General features: G+C 71.3%; 11 protein-coding genes. 6 read left to right on the top strand and 5 right to left on the bottom strand.

Annotated features, from left to right (window positions below; genetic code table 11):
- Positions 1-124 precede the first annotated feature (124 nt).
- The 4 genes from K7G60_RS04135 (at position 125) to K7G60_RS04120 (ending at position 4,804) form a co-directional block, all read left to right on the top strand.
- Positions 125-1,450: a PhoH family protein gene (locus tag K7G60_RS04135; RefSeq protein WP_225799395.1), complete on the top strand. Its 1,326-nt coding sequence runs from the start codon at positions 125-127 to the stop codon at positions 1,448-1,450.
- Between the two features lie 377 nt (positions 1,451-1,827).
- Positions 1,828-2,538: a transglycosylase SLT domain-containing protein gene (locus K7G60_RS04130; protein ID WP_225799394.1), complete on the top strand. Its 711-nt coding sequence runs from the start codon at positions 1,828-1,830 to the stop codon at positions 2,536-2,538.
- Positions 2,539-2,702: 164 nt separating this feature from the next.
- A complete protein-coding gene (locus K7G60_RS04125) occupies positions 2,703-4,130 on the top strand; it encodes an AI-2E family transporter (RefSeq protein WP_225799393.1) in 1,428 nt (475 codons plus the stop codon).
- Positions 4,127-4,804 (top strand): hypothetical protein, encoded by a 678-nt coding sequence (locus K7G60_RS04120; RefSeq protein ID WP_225799392.1) that lies wholly within the window; start codon positions 4,127-4,129, stop codon positions 4,802-4,804. The genes K7G60_RS04125 and K7G60_RS04120 overlap by 4 nt, the downstream gene beginning before the upstream one ends.
- A 52-nt stretch (positions 4,805-4,856) precedes the next feature.
- Here K7G60_RS04120 and K7G60_RS04115 read toward each other — a convergent pair whose 3' ends face one another.
- Positions 4,857-5,390 (bottom strand): alkyl hydroperoxide reductase, encoded by a 534-nt coding sequence (locus tag K7G60_RS04115; protein ID WP_030222466.1) that lies wholly within the window; start codon positions 5,388-5,390, stop codon positions 4,857-4,859.
- A gap of 13 nt (positions 5,391-5,403) precedes the next feature.
- Positions 5,404-5,958, bottom strand: coding sequence for a peroxiredoxin (locus tag K7G60_RS04110; RefSeq protein WP_093874286.1), 555 nt, complete (start codon positions 5,956-5,958; stop codon positions 5,404-5,406).
- Between the two features lie 132 nt (positions 5,959-6,090).
- Between K7G60_RS04110 and K7G60_RS04105 the strand changes: the two genes are divergently transcribed.
- Positions 6,091-7,065 carry a LysR substrate-binding domain-containing protein gene (locus K7G60_RS04105; RefSeq protein WP_225799391.1) on the top strand — a complete coding sequence of 325 codons (975 nt, stop codon included), beginning with the start codon at positions 6,091-6,093 and terminating at the stop codon, positions 7,063-7,065.
- 72 nt (positions 7,066-7,137) lie between these two features.
- Here the strand turns inward: K7G60_RS04105 and K7G60_RS04100 are convergent, their stop codons facing one another.
- The 3 genes from K7G60_RS04100 to K7G60_RS04090 are packed head-to-tail and all read right to left on the bottom strand — an operon-like array spanning position 7,138 to position 10,711.
- Positions 7,138-9,510 carry an FtsX-like permease family protein gene (locus K7G60_RS04100; protein ID WP_225799390.1) on the bottom strand — a complete coding sequence of 791 codons (2,373 nt, stop codon included), beginning with the start codon at positions 9,508-9,510 and terminating at the stop codon, positions 7,138-7,140.
- On the bottom strand, positions 9,507-10,190 hold the full coding sequence (locus K7G60_RS04095; RefSeq protein ID WP_225799389.1) for an ABC transporter ATP-binding protein: 684 nt from the start codon (positions 10,188-10,190) through the stop codon (positions 9,507-9,509). Before K7G60_RS04095 ends, K7G60_RS04100 begins: the two co-directional genes overlap by 4 nt.
- Positions 10,187-10,711: a PadR family transcriptional regulator gene (locus K7G60_RS04090; RefSeq protein WP_225799388.1), complete on the bottom strand. Its 525-nt coding sequence runs from the start codon at positions 10,709-10,711 to the stop codon at positions 10,187-10,189. The genes K7G60_RS04095 and K7G60_RS04090 overlap by 4 nt, the downstream gene beginning before the upstream one ends.
- Positions 10,712-11,075: 364 nt before the next feature.
- Between K7G60_RS04090 and K7G60_RS04085 the strand changes: the two genes are divergently transcribed.
- Complete coding sequence (locus tag K7G60_RS04085; protein ID WP_225799387.1) at positions 11,076-13,292, top strand: transglycosylase domain-containing protein; 2,217 nt, start codon at positions 11,076-11,078, stop codon at positions 13,290-13,292.
- The last annotated feature ends 60 nt before the right edge of the window (positions 13,293-13,352 follow it).

The raw sequence follows: 13,352 nt of genomic DNA, 5'->3' as shown, positions 1-13,352 counted from the left end.
GGGAGAAGCGGAGGGCCGTGGTTCGGCCCGCGCATGGCGGCCTGAGCCCGGTCCCATTCCGCAGCGACACCGGTTCCGTCGCACCCCGACCTCACAGGGGTCTTCAGAGGGGGTCTGTCCTTCCGTGGTGACCAGCACGAAGCGCCGCCTTTCCGACCGGCGCACCTATGTTCTCGACACCAGCGTCCTGCTGGCCGACCCCAACGCCGTCTCGCGCTTCGAGGAGCACGAGGTGGTGCTCCCGATCGTCGTGGTGACGGAGCTGGAGGCCAAGCGGCACCACCCCGAACTCGGCTACTTCGCCCGGCAGGCGCTGCGCCTGCTCGACGACTTCCGGGTCCGGTTCGGACGCCTCGACGCCCCGCTCCCCATCGGGGACCTGGGCGGCACCCTGCGTGTCGAACTCAACCACTCCGACACCGGCGTCCTGCCCGCCGGCTACAGGTCGGGGGACAACGACTCACGGATCCTCGCGGTCGCGCGCAACCTCCAGGCGGAGGGGTACGACGTCACGGTCGTCTCCAAGGACCTGCCGCTGCGCATCAAGGCCTCCTCGGTCGGGCTCCTCGCCGAGGAGTACCGCGCCGAACTCGCCATCACGGACGCCAACGGCTGGACCGGGATGTCCGAGCTGGCCCTCTCCGGGGAGCAGGTGGACCTGCTCTACGACCAGGACTCGCTGTACGTGCCGGAGGCCACCGAGCTTCCGGTCCACACGGGCCTGGTGCTCCAGTCCGAGCGCGGCAAGGCGCTCGGCCGGGTGACCGCCGAGGGGAACGTGCGGCTCGTCCGCGGCGACCGGGAGGCCTTCGGGCTCCGCGGCCGCAGCGCCGAGCAGCGGATCGCGCTCGACCTGCTGCTCGACCCGGACGTCGGCATCATCTCCATGGGCGGCCGGGCCGGCACCGGCAAGTCCGCGCTCGCGCTCTGCGCGGGCCTGGAGGCCGTCCTGGAGCGCCGTCAGCACCAGAAGGTGATGGTCTTCCGTCCGCTGTACGCGGTCGGCGGCCAGGAGCTCGGGTACCTGCCGGGCAGCGAGGCCGAGAAGATGAGCCCGTGGGCGCAGGCCGTCTTCGACACGCTGTCCTCGGTCGCGGGCCGGGAGGTCATCGAGGAGGTGCTCGGCCGCGGGATGCTGGAGGTCCTGCCGCTCACCCACATCCGGGGCCGCTCCCTCCACGACGCCTTCGTCATCGTGGACGAGGCCCAGTCCCTGGAGCGGAACGTCCTGTTGACCGTTCTGTCCCGTATCGGGGCGAATTCGCGGGTCGTGCTGACCCATGACGTCGCCCAGCGCGACAACCTCCGGGTCGGCCGGTACGACGGAGTCGTCGCCGTGATCGAGAAACTGAAGGGGCATCCGCTCTTCGCCCACGTCACCCTCACCCGCTCCGAGCGCTCCCCGATCGCCGCGCTCGTGACCGAGATGCTGGAGGACGTTCAGATCTGACCGATTCGCACCCGTTCATACGGGTAAGGCAGTTGGCGCCGCCCGGCAGAGCGCAGGAGCTTAGCCGGGCGGCGCCGTGCTGTCGCCCGTATCCGCCAAATCCCGTGCGTCCACCCAGGTGTGAGCTTTCACACGCAACACGGAATTGCCTTGCGGTGTCGTCGTCCGGCAGAGTCTTGCTTCCGTCAGGCCCCGCATACGGCACACGTGCACCCTCGGGGGTGCGCACCGCACCACACAACTCCACAGCCGTCGCCGTATGCCGCCCACAGCACCACGGGCCCGTGTCTTCTGTGACCCCGTACGTCGGAGACCAGTGCCAGGGGCAAGATTTCGCCCGCGTGGTCACCTGTGCGGGCGTGCTGGAAGGAAACCGTGTGAGCCGGATCTCGGTCCGGGGATTCGCGGTGGCTTCGGCCACTGCGGTCACCACTGTCGGCGCCATCGCCGGTGTCGCCTCGGGCAACGCCGCTCAGCCCTCGGACGACAACTTCGAGGCCACCGCGGCCGACACCACGCTGCTCGCGGACATCCCCGCGGGCGAGCAGGCCCAGGTACAGGTCTCGTCCCTCTCGGAGCAGGCCGACGTCCAGGCCGCCGCCGCCGACGCCGCCGCGAAGAAGTCCGCGGAGGAGTCGGCACGCATCCGCGCCGCCAAGGACGCCGAGGCGAAGAAGGAGGCCGCCGACAAGGCCGCCGCCGAGGCCAAGGCCGAGCAGGAGCGCAAGGAGGCCGAGGAGCGCGCCAGCCGGTCCTCCATCCGCAGCGCCTCGTCCTTCGCCGCGCAGGGCTCCTACAGCATCGCCGAGGTCCAGGCGATGGCCCGGCAGATGATGTCGGCCGACCAGTTCTCGTGCTTCAGCAACATCGTGGACCACGAGTCCGGCTGGAACTACCGCGCGGTGAACCCGTCTTCGGGTGCCTACGGTCTCGTGCAGGCCCTGCCGGGCTACAAGATGGCCTCGGCCGGCGCCGACTGGCAGACCAACCCCGCCACCCAGATCAAGTGGGGCCTCAACTATATGGACAGCCGCTACGGCAGCCCGTGTGGCGCCTGGTCGTTCTGGCAGGCCAACCACTGGTACTAGGCCGCGCCGCGTCGGGGACGGTCCCCGGACCCGATGCCGGCCCGCTCAACCTCCGGAAGCCCCTCACCGTCCTAAGGTGAGGGGCTTCTTGCGTGTAGGTTCGAAGGCCCCACGGGCTCCCGGAGGAGCGAGCGGGGAAGAATCGGCGGGGGGAGAGGGAAGAGATGTCCAGAGTGCCAGGATGGCTGAGCCGGCTGGGCGAGAGCCTGAGTCGCGTGGGTGAACGCCTCGACGAGCGCCGGGCCGAGGCGGAACGGGACGATCCGCTCGGACCGCCGTACGGCACCCCTCGCGACGCCCGCCCCGAGACCCCCGGCCCGGCCGTCCCCACGCCGCCGGACGTCGACCCGGACACCGCCGCGCCCCTCCCGGACCCGGAGGCCGCCACCGAGCCGGAGCGCTCCGTCCCCGCGCCTCCCTCGTACGCGCCGGCCGTCGCCGCGCGCCCCGACCCCGTCGCCGCCATCCCCTGGGGCATGCGCGTGGCCGCCGAGGCGGGCTGGCGGCTGCTCGTCCTCGCCGGCACCGTCTGGGTGCTGATGAAGGTGATCAGCTCCGTGCAGCTGGTCGTCCTCGCCTTCGTCGCCGCGCTCCTCGTCACCGCCCTGCTCCAGCCCACCGTCGCCATGCTGCGCCGCAAGGGCCTGCCCCGCGGCCTCGCCACCGCCGTCACCGCCGTGTCCGGCTTCGTCGTCATGGGGCTGGTCGGCTGGTTCGTGGTCTGGCAGGTGATGGACAACGTCGACAACCTGTCCGACCGCATCAAGGACGGCATCGAGGAACTCAAGCACTGGCTGCTCGACAGCCCGTTCCACGTCACCGAGCAGCAGATCAACGACATCGCCAAGAACCTCAGCGAGGCCATCGGCGCCAACGCCGAGCAGATCACCTCCGCCGGACTCCAGGGCGTCACCGTCATCGTGGAGGCCATGACCGGCATCCTGCTGGCCATGTTCTGCACCCTCTTCCTGCTCTACGACGGGAAGAAGGTCTGGGAGTGGACGCTCAAGCTGGTGCCCGCCCAGGCCCGGCCCGGCGTCGCCGGCGCGGGACCGCGCGCCTGGCGCACCCTCACCGCCTACGTCCGCGGCACCGTCCTCGTCGCCCTCATCGACGCCGTCTTCATCGGCCTCGGACTCTGGTTCCTGGAAGTCCCGATGGCCGTCCCGCTCGCCGTCTTCATCTTCCTCTTCGCCTTCATCCCGCTGGTCGGCGCGGTCATCTCCGGAGCCCTCGCCTGCGTCGTCGCCCTCGTCACCAACGGCGTGTTCACCGCCCTCATGGTGCTCGTCGTCGTGCTCGCCGTGCAGCAGATCGAGGGTCACGTCCTCCAGCCGTTCATCCTCGGCAGGGCCGTCCGCGTCCACCCCCTCGCCGTCGTCCTCGCCGTCGCCGCCGGCGGCCTCACCGCCGGGATCGGCGGCGCCGTCGTCGCCGTGCCGCTGGTCGCCGTCCTCAACACGGTCGTCGGCTACCTGCGCGCGTACACCACCGAACAGGCCCTGCGCAGCACCCCCGAGCCCCGCGGCGCGACGGCCTTCGCGGTCGCACCGGTCCCGGCGCCGGGCGCCGGTGAGGGGGAGGGCAAGTGATATCGGAGCCGGAGCTCGTGGGCGGCGGGGAGTTCGGCGCCCCGGAAACGCTCACCGAGACCCCGCCGCCGCGCCCGCCCCGGGCCCGCCGCCCCTGGCCGTGGGCGCTCGGCGGCGCGGTGCTCGCCTCGGCGGTGTGGGGCGGCGGACTCTACGCGTACCAGCAGCGGCAGGACCCGGGGCCCGACCTCGGCGGGTACCGGGACACCGCGGACTTCTGCCGCACGCTCGAACTGAAGGCGCTCGAAGGCGTCCTCGGAGAGGTCGGGCAGGACGGTTCGGGCCCCTCCATCGAGGACCCGGCCCTCTTCCAGGCCGGATGCTCGCTCACCCTCGGTCCGCCGGACAAGGGGTACAGCGCCTCGATCACGTACACCCTGCACAAGAAGTCGGACCCCGGCCCCGAGTTCGTGCCGAGGGTCATGCACGGGGGATCCCCGCAGCCCGTCGACGGCCTGGGTGAGAAGGCCTTCTTCGACCAGTCGGGGAACGAGGGGGCGCTGCTGCTCGTCCTCGACGGGCAGGCGGAGTTCGAGCTCAGCGTCTGGTCGCAGTACGACTACGACTCCACCGAGGGGGAGGCGACCAGGAACACCCAGGAGATCGACCTCTCCGGGATCGACGTCCCCATGACCCAGGACCTGCTGGCCGTCATGGAGGCGCTCAAGAAGTGACGGAAGGGCCCCGGGGCGCGAAGCCCCGGGGCCCTTCTCGTACGGCGGCGCCCTACTCGGCGAGCACGGCCTCCGCGTCCAGCGTGACGCCGACCGCCTGGATCACCGCGGCGATCTTCACGGCCTCCTGGATCGTGGCGCGGTCGACACCGGCCTGGCGCAGGACCTGCTCGTGCGAGTCAAGGCACTGGCCGCAGCCGTTGATCGCGGAGACGGCCAGCGACCACAGCTCGAAGTCGACCTTCTCGACGCCCGGGTTGCCGATGACGTTCATCCGCAGGCCGGCGCGCATCGTCCCGTACTCGGGGTCCGACAGCAGGTGCCGGGTCCGGTAGAAGACGTTGTTCATCGCCATGATCGCGGCGGCGGACTTGGCGGCCTGGTACGCCTCGGGCTTCAGGTTGGCCTGGGCCTCGGGCTCCAGCTCCTTGAGCACCTTCGGCGAGCGCGAGGCGATCGCGCAGGCGAGGACGGTGCCCCACAGCTGCTGCTGCGGGAGGTCGCTGTTGCCGATGACCGAACCGAGGTTCAGCTTCAGGTCCTTGGCGAAGTCCGGTATGGCGGACTTCAGTTCGTCGAGGGCCATGTCGGATCCGTCCTTACTCGCCCGCGAGGAGGGCGGCGGCGTCGAGGGTGCTCTCGCCCTTGTTCCAGTTGCACGGGCACAGCTCGTCGGTCTGCAGCGCGTCGAGGACCCGCAGGACCTCCTTGGGGTTACGGCCGACGGAGCCGGCGGTCACCATGACGAACTGGATCTCGTTGTTCGGGTCCACGATGAAGACGGCGCGCTGGGCGAAGCCGTCCTCGCCGCGGACGCCGCAGTCGCTCATGAGCTCGTGCTTCGAGTCGGCCAGCATCGGGAAGGGCAGGTCGCGCAGGTCGGCGTGGTCCTTGCGCCAGGCGTGGTGCACGAACTCCGAGTCGCCGGAGACACCGAGGATCTGGGCGTCACGGTCGGCGAACTCGTCGTTCAGCTTGCCGAACGCGGCGATCTCGGTCGGGCAGACGAAGGTGAAGTCCTTCGGCCAGAAGAACACCACGCGCCACTTGCCCTCGTAGGCCTTGTGGTCGATCTGCTCGAACTCCTTGCCGCTCTCCAGCGACACGCAGGCGGTCAGGTCGTAGGCGGGGAACTTGTCACCGACAGTGAGCACGCGCTCTCCTTGCAGGCAGGAAGGGTCCCTTTTGGGGCCTTCCGTGGGGGTTGGACGTCTCACATACTGGCACGGGGTGCATTGATCAGTGAAATAGCTAGTGTGGGTCGTGTTGATCGAAGGTGGTTATCAGTGGCATCCCCGTACAGCCCCCCGCGCGGCCCGCACCGAGGCAAGCAGCCGAGCCTCTCCCAGCTCAGGGCCTTCGCGGCGGTCGCCGAGCATCTGCACTTCCGCGACGCGGCGGCGGCCATCGGCATGAGCCAGCCCGCCCTCTCGGGCGCGGTTTCGGCTCTCGAAGAGGCACTCGGTGTCCAGCTCCTCGAGCGTACGACGCGGAAGGTGCTGCTCTCGCCCGCGGGGGAGCGGCTCGCGGTCCGCGCCCGGACCGTCCTCGACGCGGTGGCGGAGCTGATGGAGGAGGCGGAGGCCGCCCGGGCCCCCTTCACCGGCGTCCTGCGGCTCGGCGTGATCCCGACCGTCGCCCCCTACCTGCTGCCCACCGTCCTGCGGCTCGTCCACCGCCGCTGGCCCGAGCTCGACCTCCAGGTACACGAGGAACAGACCTCCTCGCTCCTGGAGGGGCTCGCGGCCGGCCGGCTCGACCTGCTGCTGCTCGCCGTGCCGCTCGGCGTGCCCGGCATCACCGAACTCCCCCTCTTCGACGAGGACTTCGTCCTGGTCGCCCCCGAGGGGCACCCGCTGGCCGGGCGGGACGACATCCCCCGCGAGGCCCTCAGGGAGCTCCGGCTGCTGCTCCTCGACGAGGGACACTGCCTGCGCGACCAGGCCCTCGACATCTGCCGGGAGGCCGGGCGCACGGAGGGCGCCGAGGTCACCACCACCGCCGCCGGACTCGCCACACTGGTCCAGCTCGTCGCCGGCGGCCTCGGGGTGACCCTGCTGCCGCGCACCGCCGTGACCGTCGAGACCGCCCGCAACACCGCCCTGTGGACCGGGGGGTTCGCCGAACCGGCGCCCTCGCGGCGGATCGCCCTCGCGATGCGGACGGGCGCGGCCCGGCACGCCGAGTTCGAGGAGCTGGCCCAGGCCCTGCGCGGGGCGATGGAGGAGCTTCCGGTACGGGTGGTGGGCGGCGGCTCCTGACACCCCCCGGTGTCAGGAACCCGCGCCCCGCCCCCGTACCGCCCCGTACTCCTCGGACATCCGGTCGACGGGTTACTCCGTCCGCAGCCCGTCCGCCCGCATCAGCCGCCACAGCACCGGCATGCTCAGCAGCGTCACGGCCGCGATCAGTCCGAGGCCGATCCCGACGACGGGCAGGAAACCCCACCAGTCCTGGACCTGTTGACCGCCCGTCTTCAGGAGGACGACCCCGAGACCGAGACCGCCCGCCACGGCGAGGACCAGGCCGAGGAGGATCGGCACCGCCGTCTGCCACAGCACCGACCAGCCCAGGGTCGAGCGCCGGGTGCCGAAGGCGACCAGCGAGGAGAGCAGCCGCTTGCGGTCCCGCAGCTGCTCCAGGGTCGCGACCAGGAGCGAGGCCGCCACGAGCAGCATCGTCAGGGTGGAGCCGACGAGGATGCCGGTCCGGACGCTGGAGAACGCCGCGTCCCGCTCGGTGTCCTTCAGGGTGCGCACCCAGGACGTCGGATCGATGGCCTCCGCCGTGTTCCGCACGTACTCGGCGGCGTCCGGCACCGCCGGGTCGAGCCGGACCATGGTCTGCGCGTCTGGCTCGTCGAGCAGGGCGGTGTCGATCGCCGACGGGGTGGCGAGGACGCCGTACTCGTACATGCCCGTCGGGTCCGGGCGGGAGTCCACGACCCGGGCCGTCGTGGGGATCCGCCACTGCGGCAGCGGCGCGCCCTCCGGGCGCTTCGGCGCGCTCGGGTGCGGATGCGGGTCGCGCAGGGCGACCGTGGCGCCGGGCCGGGCGACGCCGGTGACGCGGTCGTCGGGCGGATTGCCCTGGACGCCGTGGGCGAGGAAGACGAAGACGTCCCCGTCGGTGCAGGAGGGGAGCGTGGCGAACTCCCGGAGAGAGGCGCAGTCGCCGACCCGGATCGAGGTCGTCGGGGAGAACTCCTCGCCCTCCTTCAGGCGGCCGGGCCGCCACACGTGGGACTCGACGGTGCCGATCACGCCGGTGACGCCCTCGGTCCGCCGGAAGCGGTCGATCACCCCGCGCGCCTCGTCGGCGTTCCTCGCGTCGTTGCCGATCGCGAGCTGGGCGCGGGAGGTGTCCTCGCCGCTGAGCCGGGTGAAGTCGTTCTCCATCGCCTGGAAGAGCATCTGGAGCGCGATCGCCCCGGTCGCCGCGACGACGATGCCGCTGACCGCGCGGGCCGCCGTGCCGCTGCTCAACTGGAGCCTGCGGACCGCGAGCTGCCAGGCCACCGGGCCGGCGTGCAGCCGCTTGACGCCCGCTTCGACGAGCCACGGCAGGAGCGTGGTGAGGCCGATCAGGACGAGGGTCGTGCCGGCCACGACGCCCACGGTGTCGATGCTGGTCTCGGTCACCCGCACCTCGCCGATGAGCGGGGCGAGGAAGGCCGCGCCGGCCGCGAGGAGCAGCAGCCGCCACCACAGCCGGCGGCGCCGCGGGGTGGAGGTCCGTACGACGCCCAGCGGCTCGATCGCCACCCCGCGCAGGGCGAAGAGGGTGACCACGACCGAGGCGACCGGGACGACGGCGAGGACGAGCGCGGCGAGGGCCGGCATCGGCACGACGTCGCCGGGGTAGGCGTTGACGTCCCAGATGGTGAAGGTGCCCGCGAACTGCCGGGCCACCGCGAAGAGTCCGAGGCCCACGAGGAGACCGAGCAGCGCGCCCGCGAGGGACTCGCCGGCCGCGATCCGCCGGGTCATGGCGGTGTCCGCGCCGATCAGCCGGAGCGCCGCGAGCCGCCGGTCGCGCTGCTCGCCGCCGAAGCGGACGGCGGTCGCGACGAAGACGAGCACCGGCAGGAGCAGGACGACGCAGGCGACGACGACGAGGAGGACCAGGAACGCGTTCATCGGTTCCTCGGGCACCGACCAGCCGTAGCGCGTGCCGCGCCCGTCGAGGTTCTCCGGGTTCAGGAAGTCGACGTGGGCGACGTACCGCAGCTCGGCCGGGCCGATCAGTCCGGCCGGTCCGATCGTCCCGACGACCTCGTAGGGGATCCGCTCCCTGAGCAGCGCGCCCTCGGGGGAGTCGAGCAGTTCCCCGAGCGCGGGGGAGACCAGCATCTGGCCGGTCCCGGGGAACCGGTCCGCGCCCGGCGGGACCGGGGGCGCGTCGCCCTCGGGGCGGAGCAGCAGGCCGCTGACGACGTCGTCGCGGTAGACGGTGCTCCGGTCGAGGTGGAGGAAGGAGTCGGGGCGGGGCGAGGTGACCTGCTCGCTGCCGTCGACGGCGCGGACCGACTCCCGTACCTCCCGCTGGAAGAGCATGTTCGGGAAGGAGGCGGCGAGCAGCAGCAGGGCCACGCCGAAGCCGACGCCGGTCGCGGTCAGCAGGGTGCGGAGCCGGCCGGAACGGCCGCCGGTGACCGCGAACCGGGCGCCGAGCGTCAGGTCGCGGGCCCAGGTGCCGGGGCTCACGCGGCCCACTCCGCGTCCCGCACCGAACCGTCCCGTACGACGACCTCGCGGTCGGACCAGGCGGCGACCCGGGCCTCGTGGGTGACGAGGACGACGGCGGCGCCGGTGTCCCGGGAGGCGTCGGTGAGGAGCCGCATGACCAGCTCGCCGTTGAGGGAGTCGAGTGCGCCGGTCGGTTCGTCGGCGAAGATCACGCGCGGGGCGGTGACGAGGGCGCGGGCGACGGCGACGCGCTGGCCCTGGCCGCCGGATATCTCGCCGGGACGCTGGCCCGCGACGGAGCCGACCTCCAGGCGGGCGAGCCACTCGGCGGCCCTGGCCTCGGCCGTCTTCCGCTTCTCGCCGTTCAGGCGGAGGGGGAGCGCGACGTTCTCGACGCAGGTCAGTTCGGGGACGAGCTGGCCGAACTGGAAGACGAAGCCGAAGTCGGTGCGGCGCAGGGAGCTGCGCGCGCCGTCGGAGAGCGCGGTGAGTTCGCGTCCGTCGTAGGTGACCGTGCCGGCGTCGGGGCGCACGATGCCGGCCAGGCAGTGGAGGAGCGTGGACTTGCCGGAGCCGGAGGGGCCCATGACGGCGACGACCTCGCCGGCCCGCAGGGCGAAGTCGGCGCCGGCGAGCGCCGGGGTCGGGCCGTAGGCCTTGTCCAGGCCGGTGGCGCGGAGGAGCGGGGCGGAGCTCATCGGCGGATCTCCTCGGCGAGTGCGTCGAGGCGGGCGGCGGTCAGTTCCAGCCAGCGCAGGTCCGCTTCGAGGTGGAAGAGCGCGTGGTCGCAGATGAGCTGGTCGGCGAGGTCGCCGTCGCGCTTGCGCCGGGTGAGCTCGCGCATCAGGCGCAGGTGCTCGGCGCGCTGGGTGTCGAGGAGTTCGGCGGCCCCGCGGCCGGTGAGCAGGGCCAGGACGACCTTGGTGTAGAGCGTGGACTGGAGGTACGGCTCCGGCTTCTCGGGAGTGGCGAGCCACTGGGCGACATCGGTGATGCCGGCCTCGGTGATCGCGTACCGCTTCCGCTCCGGGCCGCCGCCGGCCTCGATGCCGTCGACGACGACCAGGCCGTTCTTCAGGAGCCGGGACATGGTCGAGTAGACCTGGCCGTAGTGGAGCGGCCGGTCCTGGCCGAACTTCTCGTCGAAGGCGCGCTTGAGGTCGTAGCCGTGGCGCGGTCCGGACTCCAGGAGCCCGAGGAGGGTGTGACCGATGGACATGCCGCCTACTGTACACCCCGTGTATACGCACGATGTATAGCTCCACGAGCGTCTAGGCGCGCCGCGGGGTCACCGGCCGGCACGTCGCGAAGTCACCGAACGGCGAAGTCACCGAACGGCGAAGTCACCGAACGGCGAAGTCACCGAACGGCGAAGTCACCAAACGGAACCGATCCCTCACGCAACCATCCGGTCCGCTCGAGCGTCGGTTCCTCTGGGCGTGGGTGCTGATTCTCACGTCCGGAAAAGACGTGATCGGTTGTCCTTTGTCCGCCTCGTCGGTGTTAGCTTGCTGAGCTGATCCGACGCGGGCGGGCTCAGCACCGAGGGCGCCGGACACAAGACGAGTGGAGCGACTGGACACATGGGCCGACCGGACGAGGGCAAGGCGAGGAAGCGCGGCATACGCCGCCTCTTCACCTGGAAGAAGCTCCTGGGCACCTTCATCGTGTTCTGCCTGCTCGGCATGGGTGCCCTCTACGTCGTCTACCTGCTGGTCCCGGTGCCGACGGCGAACGCCGAGGCGACGATGCAGAGCAACATCTACAAGTACTCCAACGGCAAGATCCTCGGCCGCACCGGCAAGATCAACCGTGAGATCGTCGGCCTCGACAAGATCCCCCTGCCGGTCCAGAAGGCCTTCGTCGCCGCCGAGAACAAGACCTTCTACAAGGACAACGGCGTCGACATCAAGGGCACCACCCGCGCTGCCTGGAACACCGTCACCGGCAAGGGCAAGCAGGGCGGCTCGACCATCACCCAGCAGTACGTCAAGAACTACTTCCTGAGCCAGGACCAGACGGCCACGCGCAAGCTCAAGGAAATGGTCATCGCCATCAAGGTCGACCAGAAGATGAGCAAGAGCGACATCCTCGCCGGGTACATGAACACGAGCTACTACGGCCGCTCCGCCTACGGCATCCAGGCCGCCGCCCGCTCGTACTACGGCGTCGACGCCACCAGGCTCACCACCGCCCAGGGCGCCTACCTCGCCTCGCTGCTCCAGGCGCCCAACCAGTACGACTGGACCTCCGCGAGCACCACCGGCCGCAAGCTCGTCGAGGAGCGCTGGAACTACGTCCTCGACAACATGGTCGGCGAGGGCTGGCTCAGCGCCTCCGAGCGCGCCGGCATGAAGTTCCCCGTCCCGCAGAAGCCCAAGCCCGCCCCGGGCATGGAGGGCCAGACCGGCTACATCATCGAGGCCGCCAACCAGGAGCTGATGCGCCAGGGCGTCAGCGAGGAGGACATCAAGGCCGGCGGCTGGACGATCACCCTCAACATCGACGAGAAGAAGCAGAAGGACCTCGTCAAGGCGGTCGACAAGCAGCTGGAGGAGAAGCTCGACCGCAAGGGCGACGAGAAGCAGGCGACCGTCCAGGCCGGCGCCACCTCCGTCGACCCGAAGACCGGCGCGGTCGTCGCCCTGTACGGCGGCGTCGGCGCCACCGAGCACTGGATGTCCAACGCGACCCGCCGCGACTACCAGCCCGCCTCCACCTTCAAGCCGATCGTCCTCGCCTCCGCCGTCGACAACCGCGCGGTCACCCAGGACGGGCGCCGGATCGGCCTCGGCACCGTCTACGACGGCACCAGCCAGAGGCCGGTCGTCGGCAGCCCCATCGAGTTCGCGCCGGAGAACGAGGACGACAGGAGCTACGGCCCCGTCACCGTCCAGAAGGCCACCAACAGCTCGATCAACTCGGTCTACGCCCAGATGATCGTCGACGTCACCCCGGCCAAGGCCAAGAAGACCGCCCTCGCCCTCGGCATGAAGGACGGCGCGGGCTTCCCCGAGACCCCCGCCATCTCGCTCGGCACCATGGGCGCCTCGACGATGGACATGGCCGGCGTCTACGCCACGCTCGACAACCACGGCAAGAAGGTCACCCCCACCCTGGTGAAGACCGCCGAGCACAAGGACCGCACGGTCAAGGGCGCCGAGGCGATCGGCGAGCAGGTCATCAGCCGCGAGGCCGCCGACACCGCCACCCAGGCCATGACGGGCGTCGTGCAGAACGGCTCCGGCTTCCGCGCCGCCGGAAACTACGAGGCCGCCGGCAAGACCGGCACCTCCGAGAACAACCGGTCCGCCTGGTTCGTCGGCTACACCCCCGAACTCGTCACCGCCGTCGGCCTCTTCGGCGAGGACGCCAAGGGCAACCAGGTCACCCTCACCGACACCATCAACCCCGGCCGCGCCAACGGCGGCCGCACGCCCGCCCAGATCTGGGGCGACTACACCGAGCGCGCGCTGAACGGCGGCTCGGACGCCTCCTTCGACCTGGAGACCGACGGCGCCGCCCCGGACGACACGCTGCCGGAGCCCACCTCGACCACCGAGGCGCCGGAGGAAGAGGAGCCGACCGAGGAGCCGACCACGGCCTCCCCGGGCTCGACCGCCCCGCCGACCTCGACGGCCACCACGCCGCCGCAGCCGACGCGCGACCCCGTCACCACGCCGCCGGAGCCCACACAGGAGCCGACGGTGACCGTGGAGCCGACGGCCCCGCAGACCTCGATCCAGCCGCCGGACGCCGGCGAGCCGGGCGTGACCACCACCACCCGACCGCCGCGCTGACCGCACGACCGAAGGCCGGACCCCGCACGGGGGTCCGGCCTTCGGTCGTACGGCGGTCGT

This window comes from Streptomyces sp. NK15101 (genome assembly GCF_020400725.1).
In the GTDB taxonomy this organism is placed as follows: domain Bacteria; phylum Actinomycetota; class Actinomycetes; order Streptomycetales; family Streptomycetaceae; genus Streptomyces.
The sequence above is the reverse complement of the archived record's forward strand: the minus strand, read 5'-3'. Positions and strand labels throughout refer to the sequence as shown.

What these genes read in the sequence shown, in the direction of transcription:
- K7G60_RS04125 (WP_225799393.1), top strand. Translation starts at nt 2,703, where the DNA reads ATGTCCAGAGTGCCAGGATGGCTGAGCCGGCTGGGCGAGAGCCTGAGT.
- K7G60_RS04115 (WP_030222466.1), bottom strand. Translation starts at nt 5,390, where the DNA reads ATGGCCCTCGACGAACTGAAGTCCGCCATACCGGACTTCGCCAAGGAC.
- K7G60_RS04095 (WP_225799389.1), bottom strand. Translation starts at nt 10,190, where the DNA reads ATGAGCTCCGCCCCGCTCCTCCGCGCCACCGGCCTGGACAAGGCCTAC.
- K7G60_RS04090 (WP_225799388.1), bottom strand. Translation starts at nt 10,711, where the DNA reads ATGTCCATCGGTCACACCCTCCTCGGGCTCCTGGAGTCCGGACCGCGC.
- K7G60_RS04085 (WP_225799387.1), top strand. Translation starts at nt 11,076, where the DNA reads ATGGGCCGACCGGACGAGGGCAAGGCGAGGAAGCGCGGCATACGCCGC.